Annotated in this window: 13 protein-coding genes and 2 pseudogenes; 11 read left to right on the top strand and 4 right to left on the bottom strand. The window is 42.2% G+C overall.

The window, feature by feature from the left end:
* The first annotated feature begins 11 nt into the window (after positions 1 to 11).
* The 3 genes from H6G05_RS02920 (at position 12) to H6G05_RS02910 (ending at position 6180) form a co-directional block, all read left to right on the top strand.
* A complete protein-coding gene (locus H6G05_RS02920) occupies positions 12 to 2630 on the top strand; it encodes a PAS domain-containing protein (protein WP_190576166.1) in 2619 nt (872 codons plus the stop codon).
* A gap of 229 nt (positions 2631 to 2859) precedes the next feature.
* Positions 2860 to 3297 (top strand): response regulator, encoded by a 438-nt coding sequence (locus H6G05_RS02915; RefSeq protein WP_190576165.1) that lies wholly within the window; start codon positions 2860 to 2862, stop codon positions 3295 to 3297.
* A gap of 549 nt (positions 3298 to 3846) precedes the next feature.
* Entirely contained in the window at positions 3847 to 6180 is a 2334-nt protein-coding gene (locus tag H6G05_RS02910; protein ID WP_242025201.1) for an EAL domain-containing protein, read from the top strand.
* Positions 6181 to 6216: 36 nt separating this feature from the next.
* On the opposite strand, the gene fabD is transcribed toward H6G05_RS02910, so the two are convergent.
* Positions 6217 to 7098 (bottom strand): ACP S-malonyltransferase, encoded by an 882-nt coding sequence (fabD, locus tag H6G05_RS02905; protein WP_190576164.1) that lies wholly within the window; start codon positions 7096 to 7098, stop codon positions 6217 to 6219.
* Between the two features lie 471 nt (positions 7099 to 7569).
* Positions 7570 to 8466: pseudogene (locus H6G05_RS02900) on the bottom strand (ferredoxin-NADP reductase); the annotation flags it as partial.
* Between the two features lie 627 nt (positions 8467 to 9093).
* On the opposite strand from H6G05_RS02900, the gene ilvB reads away from it, so the two are divergent.
* The 3 genes from ilvB (at position 9094) to H6G05_RS02885 (ending at position 12266) form a co-directional block, all read left to right on the top strand.
* Complete coding sequence (ilvB, locus tag H6G05_RS02895) at positions 9094 to 10878, top strand: biosynthetic-type acetolactate synthase large subunit (protein ID WP_408962457.1); 1785 nt, start codon at positions 9094 to 9096, stop codon at positions 10876 to 10878.
* A 176-nt stretch (positions 10879 to 11054) separates the two neighbouring features.
* A complete protein-coding gene (locus tag H6G05_RS02890; RefSeq protein ID WP_190576159.1) occupies positions 11055 to 11540 on the top strand; it encodes an RNA pyrophosphohydrolase in 486 nt (161 codons plus the stop codon).
* Positions 11541 to 11738: 198 nt separating this feature from the next.
* Entirely contained in the window at positions 11739 to 12266 is a 528-nt protein-coding gene (locus H6G05_RS02885) for a DUF5684 domain-containing protein (RefSeq protein WP_190576157.1), read from the top strand.
* A 474-nt stretch (positions 12267 to 12740) separates the two neighbouring features.
* Here the strand turns inward: H6G05_RS02885 and H6G05_RS02880 are convergent, their stop codons facing one another.
* Complete coding sequence (locus H6G05_RS02880; RefSeq protein WP_190576155.1) at positions 12741 to 13112, bottom strand: HEPN domain-containing protein; 372 nt, start codon at positions 13110 to 13112, stop codon at positions 12741 to 12743.
* Positions 13109 to 13444, bottom strand: a complete 336-nt coding sequence (locus H6G05_RS02875) for a nucleotidyltransferase domain-containing protein (protein WP_190576153.1) — start codon at positions 13442 to 13444, stop codon at positions 13109 to 13111. The genes H6G05_RS02880 and H6G05_RS02875 overlap by 4 nt, the downstream gene beginning before the upstream one ends.
* 557 nt (positions 13445 to 14001) lie before the next feature.
* On the opposite strand from H6G05_RS02875, the pseudogene H6G05_RS25940 reads away from it, so the two are divergent.
* The 5 genes and pseudogenes from H6G05_RS25940 to H6G05_RS02850 form a co-directional block, all read left to right on the top strand.
* Positions 14002 to 14106 (top strand): annotated as a pseudogene (locus H6G05_RS25940) (DUF29 family protein); the annotation flags it as partial.
* 7 nt (positions 14107 to 14113) lie between these two features.
* Complete coding sequence (locus H6G05_RS02865) at positions 14114 to 14701, top strand: nicotinate-nucleotide adenylyltransferase (RefSeq protein WP_190576151.1); 588 nt, start codon at positions 14114 to 14116, stop codon at positions 14699 to 14701.
* Entirely contained in the window at positions 14677 to 15408 is a 732-nt protein-coding gene (locus tag H6G05_RS02860) for an NUDIX hydrolase (RefSeq protein ID WP_094534967.1), read from the top strand. The genes H6G05_RS02865 and H6G05_RS02860 overlap by 25 nt, the downstream gene beginning before the upstream one ends.
* 196 nt (positions 15409 to 15604) lie before the next feature.
* Complete coding sequence (locus H6G05_RS02855; RefSeq protein WP_190576149.1) at positions 15605 to 16342, top strand: phosphoadenylyl-sulfate reductase; 738 nt, start codon at positions 15605 to 15607, stop codon at positions 16340 to 16342.
* Positions 16343 to 16412: 70 nt separating this feature from the next.
* Positions 16413 to 17297, top strand: coding sequence for an alpha/beta fold hydrolase (locus H6G05_RS02850; RefSeq protein ID WP_242025199.1), 885 nt, complete (start codon positions 16413 to 16415; stop codon positions 17295 to 17297).
* Positions 17298 to 17753: the final 456 nt, after the last annotated feature.

Here is a 17753-nt window from a genome sequence, read left to right as displayed (position 1 = left end):
GGGCTAGCCTCATGCGTCATGCCCAAGAATCCATCATTCCTCCTGACAACTTGCTAGCTGAGATCATGGATAGCTTTGACGATCTCATCTGGTCGTTGGCTTTGCCCAGTCTCACGGCGCTATATTTTAATGCTGCGGCTGCCGAAATTTATCAATGCTCCTGTGATGATCTGCTGGACAATGGTTATTTATGGCTGGATCTGATAGCCATTGATGATCAGGCGAAAATGCAACGGGCGATCGCACAAGCCCAAAAAACAGGATCATCCCAAATTACCTATCGTATTCAGCCGCTTAATGGGGAAGTGCGCTGTTTCTCTGCAAGGTTAAAAGTATTTAAAGATTCTTCAGGAATTCCCATTCGGCTAGATGCGATCGCCAATGAGATTAGCGATATTAGTATTAGCGATCGCCAAAACTCAGATGCGGATTTGCACAAAAGTGAAGCCCGTAATCGGGCGATTCTCCAGGCTCTTCCAGATCTGTTATTGCTGCTTAAGCCTGACGGAACCTGTGTGCAGTGTATTCTGCCCTCAAACTACGACCAGTCAAAATATATTCCAATCAAACATCATATTTCTGAAGTTTTATCCTCAGAGACCCTAACTGCCCAACTACAACTGTATGAGAAGGCGATCGCCACAGGAGAAGTCCAGATTTATGAGCATCAACTCACTAAGTTTGGCAAAACTGTACACGAAGAGGTGCGGATTGCCCCTTACTGTGAGGACGAGCTATTGGTAATTGTGCGTGATGTGACCGATCGCCAAATAATCAAGCAACAACTTCAAAATCTCACTGATCGTTTGACCCTAGCCCTGAAGTCAGCCGCGATCGGTATTTGGGAATGGGATATTGCCCACAATTGTCTCTTTTGGGATGAGCGCACCTATGAACTTTATGGAGTTAATCCTGATCAATTTGCTGATGTTTATTTAGCTTGGGCAAGTCGTGTTCATCCTAGCGATCGCCCATTTGTCGAAGCAGCCGTGCAAAAGGCTCTTAATGGTGAACAAGATTACGAACCCGAATTTCGGATTGTCTTACCCAACGGCAATATTCGCTATCTCAAAGCCTATGCTTTGGTGCAGCGCAATGCTCAAGGCGATCCTCAACGTTTTGTGGGGATTAATTTTGATATTACAGCGCGGAAGTTAGCCGAAGAACGTTTACGAAAAAGTGATACTCACCTCAAAACCGCCCAGCGAATTGGCAAAATTGGCAGTTGGGAATATGAGACTGATACGGGTATTCTCACATGGTCAGATGAAGTTTTTCGTATTTATGGACTAGAACCTAGCGCTCATCCACCAACCTATGAGCAATTGCGGCTCTATATTCATCCAGATGATTGGGAGCATTTTGACAAGGTTGTACAAGCTGCGGTGCAATTGCATCAATCCTACGATCTTGAGCATCGGCTCATTCAACCCAATGGCACATTGATCTATGTTCTGGCTAGGGGTGAAATGATTTATAACAGCTCAGGTCAATTGACTCACATTATCGGCACAGCTATGGATGTTACAGCCCAAAAGCTTGCCGAAGCTGAGCTAACTCGTAGTCGAGATTTGCGCGAAGCCTTGTTTAACGAATCCACTGATGCACTGTTTCTGGTTGATCCTCAAACATTACTCACCACAGACTGTAACCATCCCGCCGTAAGACTCTTTGCTGCTGCTACTAAATCAGATCTCATTGGTATCGAAGGACATACACTTCTGCGATCGCAATTTTCTGATGCAGAACTTAAGTCGATTGATCTAGAACTGGAAACCAAAGACTTTTGGAGCCGAGAACTTGAATATGTAACCCTCAAAGGTGACTACTTTTGGGGGAATCTTGCCGTTAAGCCCATTACAGTGGGGGGACGGACGATTAATCTAGTACGAGTAACTGATATCAGCGATCGTAAACTTGCCGAAGCCAAAATCATCCAAACAGCTAACCAATTAGCCAATACTAATCGCGAATTAGAATCCTTTAGCTATTCTGTCTCCCATGATCTGCGAGCACCATTGCGCCACATGCATGGATTTGTCAATGCTCTACAACAACGCCTAAAAAACCATGAAGCTCTGAATGATGCGAAAGTAGCTCACTATCTCCAAGTAATTGAGAGCAGTAGCCAAAAGATGGCTCATCTGATCGATGGACTACTTACCCTCTCTCGTTATGGACGGCGACCATTAGAAGCCACTGAGATCTCCATCCGCACCCTAGTTGATGAAACGATCGAGATCCTTCGTACTGATCTTCACCACAATCCGTTAGCCAAATTTGAGATCGGTGACTTGCCCACTACAGTTGGCGATCCTACACTTCTACAACAAGTTTTCCACAACCTGATTAGCAATGCCCTAAAATTTAGCCGTAACCAACCTCAACCTTACATCCAAATTGATAGCTTGCCAGATCAAACCATTAGAATTAAAGATAATGGCGTAGGCTTTCAAATGGAATATGCAGATAAACTCTTTGGTGCTTTTCAAAGATTGCATAATGAAAGAGAGTTTGAAGGTACGGGCATTGGCTTAGCGATCGTGCAACGGATTGTTCAACGTCATGGCGGCTCAATTTGGGCTGAAGGATATCCTGATCAAGGAGCCACCTTTTTTATAAGACTTTAGAACTGTGCGGCACAACGCTCCACATATAGAAATTTTCATTTTATCTACGACAAAATGAAAATCCAAAACCCTTACTCTGAAATTGCAAAGCGCAATAATTCTAGTAATACAAATTCACAAAAGTGGCGGCACGCTTTTGTGAATTAAAACCCAAACCCAGTCAGGTTTTTGAAAACACAAAATAACGTAGCCATTTTGTGTTTTCGTGTAATTCTTATAGTTTAAATATATGGAACCCACCCAAATTCTCCTTGTTGAAGATGATCCTAATGATGTTGAATTAATCCAAATTGCCTTAGACAGCTATAACTTTGTCAATCAAATAAATGTCGTGTCAGACGGCGAACAGGCGGTTCATTATTTATTTGGGCGAGATGGTCAACCACCTACTCAGCCATTGCCTCGGCTCGTACTTTTAGATCTAAAACTACCGAAAATCAATGGCATTCAAATTTTAGAAATGATTCGTCAATCTCCGCGTACTCGTAATATTGTGGTTGTAGTCATGACCTCATCAGGCGAGAACCGAGATTTAAAAGCTTGTTACGATTTAGGTGTCAACAGTTATATTGTCAAACCTTTAGATTTTCAACAGTTTGTAGAAATGTCGCAAAAAGTAGGGTTTTACTGGATGATGCTAAATCAGATACCACCAGTTGATCCATGATTGATATAGCAAAAAAAGAGTTAGCTAAGACAAATCAAAACCCAAGAAGTGAGGGGAGGCGCTTCGCGCCTCCCCTCACTTCTTGGGTTTTATATCCTAAGCAAAACTTGAGTTGCTATATATAGCAAAAAAAGAGTTAGCTAGTACAAACCAAAACCTAAGAATCAAGTAGCGGCGCGAAGCGCCGCCACTCGATTCTTGGGTTTTATGTCCTAAGCAAAACTTGCATTGCTATATCAAATCTAAAAATAGCAATGCCATTTTAGCTTTTAGAACCCTTACTGGGTTTGAACTTGAGCACTCGAAAGTATAAAGGAACTTTTATGAATTAGTATTATTACTGTTTATCTAAGTATTTTTTTAGATATACTTTGGTAAATAGGAGCTATTAGCTAACACTTGAAGATCTCTCAGTAAAATAAAGACCCATTTTTGTAGCGCGGCGAAGCAGCACCACAAAAATGGGTTCTGTAGTTCTCATTAAGTAGTTGCAAGTAGTTGGGAATGACTAGTAAAAACTCTAAGCCGATATCTTTGCGTCTGTAAACCATGGGAAACTTGATGCCAGAGTTGGGAGAATCCGAAAAGTTGGAAGAACAGCGATCGCTGCATATTTTGATTATTGAAGATGTAGAAGCAGATGTGGAGCTAACTCTATTAGCTCTTGAATCATCAGGTTTATACTTTACCTATGACACCACAGCCACAGCGATCGAATGCCAGAAGCTTTTGCAAAATAAAATCTACGATGTCGTCTTGTCAGACTATCGACTACCTAGTTTTAATGGGCTACAGGCTTTTAGTTTTCTCAAGCAATCGGGACAAGATATTCCATTCATCTTGATTACAGGCAGTTTAGGGGAAGAAGCAGCCGTTGAATGCATCAAAGCGGGGATGACTGACTATGTGTTGAAGGATCGGTTATTTCGGTTGCCTAGTGTTTTACAGCGGGCTTTGCAAGAGTTTACATTACGCCAGCAGCAAAAAGCAGCGATCGCTCAAATTGAGCAGCAAGCATGGCGCGAAACTATTATCAATCGTATTGTCCAATCCATGCGAGAGACTCTCGTTTTAGCAGAGGTGCTGCAAACAACGGCGGATCTCTTACAGGAAGCCTTAAATGTTACTCATTGTTTAATCTTCCAGCCAGATAATTCGCAACAAATGCGGGTATGTTATGCCAGCAAAAAGAATATTGATCCTGATGAACTTGTCGTTGGTTTATCTTGCGAGTTTTATACCCATTATCAACATGTTTTGATCCAAGGAAAGCAGATTCCTATTCATCAAATTAGCAATGATCTTCCAGAGGAGCTAAGAAACTTAGCAGAACAATATAGTATTCAGTCTCTGTTGATTACCTCTCTGTTGTATCAACAAACTTATTTAGGTGGAATTAGTCTATATCAGTGCGATCGCCCACGTATTTGGTCTGAAAATGAGCTATCACTCGTTAAGGCGATCGCTGATCAATGTGCGATCGCCATCCATCAGTCAGAACTCTATCAAAATGCTCAATCAGAGTTATCAGAACGCAAAAAGATGGAAGCTCAACTGCGTCATGATGCTTTTCATGATTCGTTAACAGGCTTACCAAATCGTTCCTTATTTTTAGATCGCCTCAACCATGCTTTACAACTATCCAATCGGCGCTTATATCTAAATTCAGTAAATCTGCCTGAGCAGTTCGCAGTTCTCTTTTTAGATTTAGATCGATTTAAGGTGATCAATGATAGTTTGGGACATCTAGCAGGTGATCAGTTATTAAAGATTGTGGCTCAACGTCTAGTTGACTGCTTGCGATCGGGGGATACGGTCGCAAGGCTGGGCGGGGATGAATTTGTGATGTTGCTGGAAGAGATTGACGATATTAATGATGTAATTGAGGTTGTAAATAGGATTAAAGACTCATTGCAAGTACCAGTAATGCTAGAGAGCAATGAAATATTTATTAGTACGAGTATTGGTATTGCTCTCAATTCTGCCGACTATACACAACCAGATCAGTTGTTGCGTGATGCTGATACTGCCATGTATCGAGCCAAGGAACAAGGAAGAAATCGATATGAAATATTCAATCCTACGATGCATACGGAGGCTCTCAAAAAACTGAGGCTAGAGAATGAGCTACGTCGAGCGATTGAACGCCAAGAATTGCGAGTACATTACCAACCCATTGTCTGCTTAAAGTCACTACGAATATTGGGCTTTGAAGCTCTAGCACGATGGCAGCATCCTGAACAAGGATTGATCTATCCTGCGGAATTTATTCCACTAGCAGAAGATGCAGGACTAATTGTAGATATTGACTTTTGGGTACTAGAGAAGGCTTGCTTTCAGCTAAGGGCATGGCAGGAGCAGTTCCCGATCGCGGCTAACTTAACCATGAATGTTAATTTATCTGCTAAACAGTTTTCTAAATCTGATTTATCTAGTCAAATCGAGAATATTATCCAAAAGACAAAGATAAACAACCACAATTTAAAGATAGAAGTAACAGAAAGTATATTAATCGAAAAAACTTCTTTAGCGGCGCAAATCCTAGGTGAGTTGAGTGAAAACAATATTCAAACTTGTATTGATGACTTTGGTACGGGCTATTCTTCGTTAAGCTATTTGCATCGATTCCCAATTCATACCCTCAAGATTGATCGCTCCTTTATAAACCAACTTGATCATCATTCTGGGGATGGTGAAATCGTCAAAGCAATAATTGTGTTGGGAATAAATCTGGGTTTAAATGTGATTGCAGAAGGGGTGGAAACTGCGGAGCAGTTGGACTATCTGAAAAGTTGTAATTGTGATGCAGGGCAGGGATATCATCTGTTCGCACCTTTAGAAGCTGAGGCGATCGCACCCCTATTAGAGTCTATTTCACAATAGAATAGGCAACATATACCTATTCTATTGTAATGATTTTTAAAAAGCGATCGCCTGTTCCAAATTACTGACATTCACCAATTTCAAGTTAGGAGCCGTACGTTTTACAAGTCCTGTCAAAACTTTGCCTGTACCAACTTCGATCACTTGTTCATATCCTTGGGCGGCTAGATACAAACAGATTTCGCGCCAACGGACTGGGGAAGTCATCTGCTGAGTCAGGCGATCGCGCAAAAGCTGTCCAGAAGTCGTAGCATCATTTGGCTCTACATTAGAAATAACAGGAATTGCTGCTTCATTAAAGATAGTCTGTTCAAGAACTGTCGTAAATTTAGCCGATGCATCCGCCATTAGAGGGGAATGGAATGCACCACTTACCGCCAAAGAAATCGCTCTCTTAGACTTAACCTGTTCACAAATAGATTTTACCGCCGCTTCTGTTCCCGAAATCACAGCCTGATCATTGCTATTGTCATTAGCCAAAATTACATTTTCAGTTTGGGCGATCGCAGTTTCTAAGGCAGTGCGATCAAATCCAAGCAGAGCAGTCATTGCACCGCCGCTTGCCTCTGACATCAGTAGCGATCGCTGCTTTACTAATTCCAAACCTGTAGCAAAATCCACTACACCCGCACAATAGAGTGCACTATATTCGCCCAAGCTATGCCCTGTCACAACCTCTGGTTTTGCACCTTTTGATTTCAAGATATCAGCAAGAATCGCAGAAATTACATATAAGCAAGGCTGAGTAAATTCAGTTTTGGCAAGTTCGTTCGCATCTGTCTGTGATTTTTCTAAAATCGACCAGCCTAAAATTTGCTCAGCCTTATCTAACTTATCCTTGCCTACTTCCGCAAGATCTAAGCCCATACCAACAGCCTGAGAACCTTGTCCAGGGAATACCCATACATTTTTGGTCATTTTTATAAAATGTTTATTAAGCTTTAGTTGCATTTTACAGTTTAACTCTATGTGATCCCTAAGGGATTTTTTGAAAGTGCTGCGAAGCAGCACTTTCAAAAAATCCCTTGGTTTGGGTTTGAGCGCCAAACTACGACAAATCAAAACCCAAGAATCGAGTGGCGGCGCTTCGCGCCGCCACTCGATTCTTGGGTTTTATGTCCTAAGCAAAACTTTTATGAATTAAAACCAAGACCCTTACTGGATTTGAGTTTTAATTCATAAAAATATTGCCACACTTTCGTAAATTGGTATTATAGCTGTCGCCATTCTTGTTAGGACATAAAACCCAAATAGTGTGAGGCGGCGCTTCGCGCCGCCTCACACTATTTGGGTTTTGATTTGTCCTAATACACTTGACTACAGCTATAGATAGTTACAAAAAAATAGAGGTTCGCTGTGCGAACCTCTATTTTTTTAGTTGTTTAGTTTTTAGTAAGTTTCAACGTGCCAACGACCGTCACGCTTCATTTGCTTTTCAAAATCCTTCCAAACAGCACCATTTTTCTCAGCCGTCTTAGTCATAAACTCAGAGATCCCGTCTTCCATGCCGCGCAAGCCGCACATATAGGTGTGGGTAGTTGGCTTTTGCATTACTTCCCACAACTCATCAGCATATTCAGCCATGCGATTTTGGATGTACATCTTTTCACCCTTAGCATTCTTCTGCTCACGGCTAATCGCCACATCATAGCGGAAGTTCCGCTTGTGTTTGTAAGCTAGCCATTCAAGGTCTGGCTTATACAAAACTGTTGTGTCAGTTGGCACGCCAAAGAATAGCCAAGCTAAACCATTGAATTTGTAATCTTCATGCTTTTCTTTGAACATCCGCCATAAAAAGGCGCGGAAAGGGGCGATACCTGTGCCTGTGGCAATCATGATGACTGTGGCATTAGGATCATCGGGCAACAACATTTCTTTACCAACTGGGCCAGTCAGCTTGACTTCATCACCAGGTTTAAGATCGGTCAAGAAGTTGGAGCATACGCCTTTGATCGTTTCACCTGCTTCGTTTTGATACTCTAGACGCTTGACGCTTAAAGATAGAGTTTTACCATCAAGATCATCACCGAGGCGGGTTGAAGCGATCGAGTAGAGGCGAAGTTTATTAGGCTTACCATTTTTGTCTTCACCGGGGGGGACGACACCGATACTTTGACCTTCTAAGTATCGAAGATCGCCTCCAGAAATATCAATCTTTACGTGACGAGTATCTCCAACCGCACCTGGTCTAACCAGCACATCATTGGAAATACATTTAGCCGTAAAGGGATTGGCAGGGCGGTAGATATTAACGGGAATATCTTTATCTGAATTTGCACTCATGAGAAGTTATATGGACGCTATATGACAGAAGAACACGAAGTCATTATATTTTCAAATGGGACTTGTCGGTATTTTGTAGCTTAAAGATCTCTTTCGTGGGGCAAACATTACATGTTTGTTAATATTTTGTACATTTTGTTAAAACCAAAATCCCAAAGGGGATCTGCTACGCTTCATGTCGCAACTCCCCTTTGGGGTCTGTCTATGGCTAAATTAATAATCAAACTTTGCGCTGGACTGGGCTTTCTTTCCAAAATTTTGGAAAATCAAGACATCATTCCTAGCAGCTTTTGGACAGCTTGTCTATGTTATTATCGATACAATTGCTACAAATTATCAACTTAAGGTACTTGCTACAAACTACTTGTTCGTAGTAGGGGTTGTGGAATTTAATAAAGAACCAGATTTTTGATAGTGCAGCGAAGCCGCGCCATCAAAAATTGATTCTTTATTTCACAGCGCAGCCCTAAAAAGCAAAAAAGTATCTGAAAATGTTTCAAAAATAAGTTTTCTTACAGCAATGACCGATCAAGCGAACATAATAAATTTTTTAAAAGCGTGGCGAAGCAACACTTTTAAAAAATTTATTGCATTGGGTTTGACCGCATAGCGCTGTAGATCGCGAATAAGATCAGTATGAGTCTAGAGGAGGCTACTTTGCGAACAACGGGTGCATTTGCTCTCATCGATAGCGTGAGACGGCAGGGTGTAAAACATATCTTTGGTTACCCTGGCGGAGCAATCCTGCCAGTGTACGATGAAATCTATCAGTCTGAGGCAAGAGGAGAGCTTAAGCATTATCTCGTGCGTCATGAGCAGGGAGCCGTCCATGCTGCTGATGGATATGCCCGCGCCACTGGAAATGTGGGCGTATGTGTGGCGACTTCAGGACCTGGGGCAACCAATTTGGTGACTGGCATTGCAACAGCCCAAATGGACTCGATCCCAATGGTGGTAATCACGGGACAAGTTCCTTCCTATGCGATCGGGACAGATGCTTTTCAAGAAACAGATATTTGGGGTATTACGCTACCGATTGTCAAACATTCCTATGTTATTCGTAGACCCGAAGATATAGCACGTATAGTTGCCGAAGCTTTTCATATTGCTGGCACTGGTCGTCCAGGACCAGTATTGGTAGATATTCCTAAGGATATTGCTCAGAAAGCTTTTGAATATAATCCTGATGTACAGATTGATTTGCCTGGTTATCAGCCTAGGGTCAAAGGACATCTGCATCAAATTGCAGCGGCGATCGCCTTAATTCGTGAAGCCAAAAGACCTTTGCTCTATGCAGGTGGTGGTACGGTGCTTGCTGATGCCCATGCTGAGCTTGCCGAGTTTGCCAAACGCTTCCAGTTGCCCGTCACTACAACCCTGATGGGTAAAGGTGCTTACGATGAAAGCAACTATCTGTCCCTAGGTATGTTGGGGATGCATGGTACGGCTTATGCCAACTTTGCGGTACAGGGTTGTGACCTATTGATTGCAGTTGGGGCAAGATTTGACGATCGCGTTACAGGTCGTCTGGACAAGTTTGCGCCTGAAGCCAAAGTTATTCATATTGATATCGATCCTGCGGAAGTAGGCAAAAATCGTAAACCCGATGTGCCAATCGTCGGCGATGTGAAGGAAGTCTTACAGGCTCTACTTGAAGCAACTAGCTACGAAGAAAATATTCAAACCAAAGATTGGTTTGCTCAACTCGATGAGTGGAAAGAGGATTACCCTCTGGAAGTGCCTGCCTATGACAATGTTTTGTCACCCCAGCAAGTAATCTACGAATTTGGTAAGCAAGCGCCAAAAGCCTATTTCACCACTGATGTTGGTCAGCATCAAATGTGGGCGGCTCAGTTAATCAAAACTGGTCCTCGCAAGTGGATTTCCAGCGCAGGGCTTGGCACGATGGGCTATGGGATGCCTGCGGCGATGGGCGCAAAGGTAGCTTTACCAGATGATCAAGTGATCTGTATTAGTGGTGATGCCAGTATTCAGATGAATATTCAAGAACTTGGCACTCTGGCGCAGTATGGCATTAACGTCAAAGTGATCATTATCAATAATGGTTGGCAAGGCATGGTACGCCAGTGGCAAGAAAGCTTTTATGATGAGCGTTACTCTTCTTCTAATATGGAAGTGGGTATGCCTGACTTTGTGAAGCTTGCCGAAGCCTTTGGGATTAAGGGGATCAAGGTAATTGAACCAAGTGATTTGCAATCTGCGGTTGCAGAGATTCTTGCCTATGATGGTCCTGTGTTTGCGGATTTCCGTGTCAAGCGTGATGAAAACTGTTATCCAATGGTTCCCCCAGGAGCAAGCAATGCGGAAATGGTGGGTTTGCAAACTCCTAAGAGATCGCCGCTAAGCGCAGAAATATCAGAACCTGTAGCCCAGTTGGAACGAGTCTTAGTCTAGGGATACGACTCGCAGATGAGCTAGCAAGAGCTGCTTTGCTGCACTTGCTAGCTCATTTATAGGTTTGAGCGCAAAGCGCTGTAAGAAAAAAATCCTCGCGCTCAGTGTGAGGATTTTCTCTTTTTGATGATAATTAATGACGGTGCTATGCTTTTGCTTTGTTTACGTGAAAATCTATGACACCAGAAAAATCCTATCGCCCAAATGTGGGGATTATTGTTTTTAATCGCAAAGGTGAGGTGCTGGTCGGTGAACGTATCGGCGTACCTGATTCATGGCAATTTCCACAGGGTGGAATTGATGATGGTGAAGATCCTCAAGCGGCTGCTTTGCGTGAACTGTATGAAGAAGTTGGCATTAATGATGCTGTCTTAGCCTATGTGCATCCTGAGTGGCTCTATTATGATTTTCCGGCAACCCTAAAACTATCAGGAAAATGGGCTAACTATTGCGGTCAAAGACAGCGTTGGTTTGCTTTTTATTGGGATCATCCTGCCTCTGATTGCCAATTAGATATCCACGATCGCGAGTTTCGGGTGGTTCAATTTATGGCGATCGATAAGACTCTTGATTCGATTGTGAGATTTAAAAGAGAAGTTTATCAACAGGTAGTGAAAATCTTTACGCCCGTAATTCGCGATTACATTGGGAAACTACCGTAATAATAATTAAGCTCAAGAATTAAGAAATCTGAAGCCCTTGAATTAACAAGATAGGTATTCCTATAGGCTTACATTATTGCCAGAAGTAATACTGATCTTGCTCTGGTTTTAGGAGTATAAAAAGTGAATTTTCCTAAATATATACGCTTTATTCACCTAGGGATAATTTGGCGTAGATTGGCTCTGGTTTTGATTACTATGTTTGCTGTCATTGGATTACAGCATTTTATTGTGAAGCCTAGTTTTTCTGCTTCTAGTTCGTTGTCTAATGCGATCGCTACGTCTTCTCTAATTACCAAAAACAATAGCGATCGGCTCATTGCTCAAGATAGTAATGTGGATTCACCTATTCTTAGAAATTTCGGCTCTCTGGCTGAAGACGAGAAAGCAATTATTAACAAAATCATACTTTTTGCTAGTATTTTTGGCTTAGTAGTTTATGTTTTCACTAGCTTCTGTCTGATGAAAATTGCTGACAAGCTTAGTATTCCCAATAGTTGGCTGGCATGGATTCCGCTCGCACAAGCTTGGGTAATAGTTCGCGCTGCTGGAAAACCAGGATGGTGGCTAATCTTACTGTTTATTCCCTTCGTTAATATTGTCATTGCTTTGATTATTTTATTTGCTATGCCTGTCAATCTCGGCAAATCATCGCTTTATGGTTTGCTGACTTTTGTACCCGTATTGGGAATATTTCTATACTTCGGTTTGCTTGCTTTCACATAAACACAGAAGGAACGCAATGTGTCCCTTCTGTGTGTTTATAGCAATTCTCATTTTTGTTGGATAGATAGCAATAGAACGTTTAATACCAATTCACGAAAGTGTGGCAACACTTTTGTGAGTTAAAAACCAAACCTAACAAAGGTTTTATAGCTATAGCCACCTGTATCAGGACAAATCAAAACCCAAATAGTGTGAGGCGGCGCTTCGCGCCGCCTCACACTATTTGGGTTTTATGTCCTAACAAGAATGGCGACAGCTATAAAAGCGCAAAATGGCTACGCTATTTTGTGCTTTGGTATAAAAAGCAGTTCGGCGGCTGAATAGTTCCCCTGTGACTGATGCAAAGAAAAAATAGGCGATCAGGTTTATAGGTGATAAAGTGCGATCGCTGTTTGAAGTGGGAAATAGGCGATTAAGTTTATGGGTGATGAATGGCGATCGCTATTTAATTTTGGGAATTTGCGATCATTAATTTTAAGAATGTAATATTTTAACTTCAGAAATAAAAATTTGGGCGTTAGCGATCGCATTTTTAGCCATAGCTTCATCTTCAGCCATATCGGATTCATAATCACAAGCTTGTCTCGCATCGTAAGCCTCTCTCAGTAAGTCAGCAACACTTGGAGTTATTTTCCCTGTTTTCACAAAATGAAGACTAAGCATCTTGAGAACTCCTTTGTGAGTAGAAGTATCCAATCCTTCAGAGAGAAGTAAATATTGAGTCATATAGAACATCGCATAGTAAGCACGTGATATAGCAGAACGGTAGCGCCCGCAGTCACATAGCAATTGAGCAGTTTCCAGATCGTCATTAGACAATAGCAAGAACTTTGCTAATTCATTCATATCTCAATACCTTCACGCTTAACCACTCTCAAAAAAGAAATCTCGCCTGCTATAAATCGAGATTTTGACATTGGGATAATTGAGATTAATTCATCATATTCTCTCAAGAAATACCAAAAAAGACTAGACATTCTTGCTCTCTCCTCAACTGCGTTAACAGGATCTGCCAAAACTATCATCACATCAATATCTGATTCGGAAGTTGCCTCTTCTCTTGCATGAGAACCAAAAAGAATCACCGAAAACAATCTATCTTCATAGAGTGTTTTCAGAGCAGCCTTTAGCTCGTTCAATAAAACAAATATTTGCTTGTTCTTAAGAGTTGTAATCATAGATTTAAGGCTAAAGCAAGCATCATCAACACTATTTTAATCTACGATCACTAACATGAAGATGCGATCGCTTATTGAATCGCATGGATAAAACCTATTTATTGTGTGATGCAGTAATCTCTATTTTGATACGCCAAAGGTATAACATATGCTCTAACTACAGATCATCATTTTGAAAAGGAAGGTTTTGTATCGCATTGATTTTTAGCTTCGAGAAAAAGCGATCGCCTCAAAAAATGCTTTAACATACATATAGCAATCCTAAATGGTTTGTGGAAGCGTACCCCGAAGGGGGGCGCTTCCACAAACCCCAAAAATCTACAAATGATTTAGGACTGATATATATAGCTTTTCAGATAGCCAACCAAGCAAACTAGACTATGGAAAAAGCAGCAAGTTATGAACAAGACTTCTTAACAAGGATAGAGAAATATAGCTGTCGCCATTCTTGTTAGGACATAAAACCCAAATAGTGTGAGGCGGCGCGAAGCACCGCTTCACACTATTTGGGTTTTGATTTGTCCTGATACAGGTGGCTATAGCTATACTATCGACGGGCGCGGAGAGATGTGGCAAAGGAAACACAAAAATCCCTACAAACATTTTCCACTAAATGCCCATATACGATCGCCCAAATCCTCGATCCAGAGTTTCTCTTTTAACACGCAAATGAACATCGCTCTCTTTGGAACTAGCGCCGATCCACCAAGCATTGGACATCAACAGATATTGCAATGGCTCGACAATCATTACGATCGCGTATTAGTTTGGGTATCCGATAACCCCTTTAAAACCCATCAGGCAAGCCTCAGCGATCGCCTTACCATGATGGAGCTAACCATCGCCGCGATCCAACCACCAGCACAAACGATTGGCTTGCATCCCGAACTGAGTGATCCGCGCACGATTAACACCGTCGAGAAAGCCAAAGAACTTTTGCCCCATGCAAATTTTACCCTTGTCATCGGCGGCGACCTTGTGACCCAACTAACCACATGGTATCGCGCCCCAGATTTGTTACAACAAGTCAAACTGCTAGTCGTTCCCCGTCAAGGTGTGACCATTACAGAGTCGGATATCGAGCGACTTGTGAATATGGGTACTGAAGTTGCGATCGCCCCTGAATCCACCTCAATACCTAACGTTTCTTCGTCAGACTATCGCAACAATGGCAACAGTTCAGTCATAATACCCACAGTCGCAGCATATATCCAACGAGAGTCGCTTTACGCATGGCCGAAAAGTCCCGCCCCATAGCCCCCAAACCCTTAGCAGATTTTAAGGTCGGTGTTGACAACGTGATTTTTTCCGTAGATACCGAGCAGAATCGTCTATTGGTGCTACTGGTGATGCGCCAACATGAACCATACCGCGATCGCTGGTGCTTACCAGGGACTCTCGTGCGTCAAGGTGAATCTCTCGAAGAATCGGCTTATCGCATCCTCTCCGAAAAAATTCGCGCTAAAAATCTTTATCTAGAACAGCTTTTCACCTTTGGCGACATTGGACGGGATCCTCGCGAAGCTCCTGATAGCTATGCAGTGCGTTATCTATCCGTTAGTTATTTTGCTTTAGTTCCATTCTCTCAAGCGGAACTAATTGCCGATGGAGTCAGTGGTATTGCGTGGTATCCCGTCAAGCAGGTTCCCGAACTCGCCTTCGATCACAATCGCATTCTCGAATACGGACATCGCCGCCTTCGTAACAAGCTCGAATACAGTCCTGTCGCTTTTGATGTCTTGCCCGAAGCCTTTACGCTCAGCGATCTCTATCAACTCTATACAACTGTGCTTGGAGAAAATTTTTCTGATTATTCTAACTTTCGCACTCGCTTACTCAAGCTAGGGTTCCTCAGCGATACTGGTATCAAAACCTCAAGGGGAGCAGGTCGTCCCGCCAGTCTCTACCGCTTTGATGCGGAAGCTTTTGCGCCATTTAAGAATAAGCCAATGGTTTTTATTTAAACTACAGCAAGGATTTGCGGTTTTCATTTTGCCTTAGGTAAAATGAAAACCACTATAGTAAAATTATGGTTAGGACTTACGCGAAAAGACTAAATGTAAAGGCAATGCATGAATTGCCTTTACCGTGAAATGAGACTTTCAAAGCGTTTTGCGTAAGTTCTAATAATTTTAAGTCAGCGCATTCACCAAGTAACTAATGACCTTACAAACAGACATTGACAGCGCCGCCGCTCAACTCAAGGGCAAAACCCCTCAAGAAGTACTCACATGGGCGCTCGGTAACTATAAAAAGATCTCACTAGCTTCGAGCTTTGGAGCCGAAGATGTCGCCTTGATCGATATGATCGCCAAAATCAAGCCCGATGCCGATGTGTTCACCCTTGATACAGGTCGATTGAATGCTGAAACCTATGAAGTAATTGCCAAAGTCCAACAAAAATATCCTCAACTCCAATTGCGAATCATGTTTCCACAGGCTGAAGACGTGGAGAAGATGGTTAGTGCTAAGGGAATTAATCTGTTTTATGACAGCGTAGAAAATCGCAAGCAATGTTGTTACATTCGCAAGGTAGAGCCTCTTGGTCGTGCGACTAAAGGGCTAGATGCTTGGATTACAGGGTTACGTCGCGACCAAACCGCTAACCGTTCCACAATGGAGACTGTTGAGCTAGATGGCGATCGCAACATTGCCAAGATTAATCCTTTGATTGATTGGACAAATGATCAAGTTTGGGAATACATTCATGCCAATGAGGTTCCCTATAATGCCCTCCATGATCAGAACTTCCCTAGCATTGGTTGTGCGCCTTGTACGAGAGCCGTCCAAGCGGGTGAAGATCTTCGTGCTGGTCGTTGGTGGTGGGAGATGAGTAACCAAGAATGCGGATTGCATGTCACCAGTGACGGTCGTTTAGTTCGTGCAAAAGGCGAATAAATGACAAAGGCTCGCTTTGCGAGCCTTTGTCATTTAAGTATTGTTCGCAAAAATATTTACAGTGATCAACATGACTAATGGAATGCAATATCGCGACTGGTATTTTCGAGGATGGCGATTGCGTTATGGCTTTTGTCGATCACAGAGTTCCGATCGCACTAAGCCACCAATTCTACTAATTCATGGATTTGGGGCAGCGATCGATCATTGGCGTGGCAATATTCCTGCCTTAGCAGAAAATCATACGGTCTATGCAATTGATTTAATGGGCTTTGGCGGCTCAGAGAAACCGCCAACACACTATTCGATCCATCTATGGGTAGAGCAGGTTTTTCAGTTTTGGCAAAAATTTATTAATGTGCCAATGGTGATTATTGGTAACTCAATTGGTTCTCTCGTTGCAGCGATCGCGTCGAGTCATCATCCCGAAATTGCCTCAGGAGTAGTCGTCATCAGTTTGCCTGATATCGCTGCTTTTAACGATATGGTTCCCAAAGCATTACAGCCAATTGAACGCACGGTTAAGGCAATCGTTTCGGCATTTCTGGTTAAACCGCTATTCCATTTAGTGCGTCAACCCTTTACGATTCGTTTAGTTCTTAAGGGAATTGTCTATTGCAATCGCCGTCGGGTGGATGATCAGTTAGTAGAAATTATCGCTAAACCTGCCCGCGATCGCCAAGCTGCTGAAGCTTTTCTCCGTCTCAATCGGAGCATTAATCAACCCAATTATTCGCCCAGCTTAACTCAAGCTCTTTCTCAATTACGAGTTCCATTGTTAATTCTATGGGGAAGTTGCGATCGTTTAATTCCTCCGTCTGAAGGTAAGCGATTAGTGAAGTATGCACCTAATGCGACTTTAATGTATTTGGAAGGACTGGGGCATTGCGCTCACGACGATCATCCTGAGCGCGTCAATCATGAAATTTTAACTTGGCTAAGTACCTCGGCATAATTAAAAACCAGAAATGTCCCTTAGCGAGATGCAAAGGGGCGTTTCTGGTTAGGAATGAAAATTAATTAACTTGTGCAATTAAAACCAAAATTTGTAGTGGCGGGCTTCGCCCGCCACTACAAATTTTGGTTTTAATTAATTTTCATTCCTTATTTCAAAGTTACGCGATTTTATAAACAAACACTTGTTGTATGGATGTATAAAACCAAAAAGATGAGTGGCGGCGCGAAGCGCCGCCACTCATCTTTTTGGTTTTGAACAGACATAAGAATTACCTCTATTTTTTATTTATTGCTCATGTTTGATTACGTTATGTAAAGTGATCAAACAATTCAATCAAGAAATCAATCAATAGAGTGAAAGACTGCCTAAATCATAAGAAAGCTTCCTTATGACTTAGGCAGTCTTGCTTAAACATCTGAGACATATGAATTAAATATGAGCATTTTTAAGGTT

Source organism: Phormidium tenue FACHB-1050 (assembly GCF_014696925.1).
Classification (GTDB): Bacteria; Cyanobacteriota; Cyanobacteriia; order Pseudanabaenales; family Pseudanabaenaceae; genus Pseudanabaena.
The sequence above is the reverse complement of the archived record's forward strand: the minus strand, read 5'-3'. Positions and strand labels throughout refer to the sequence as shown.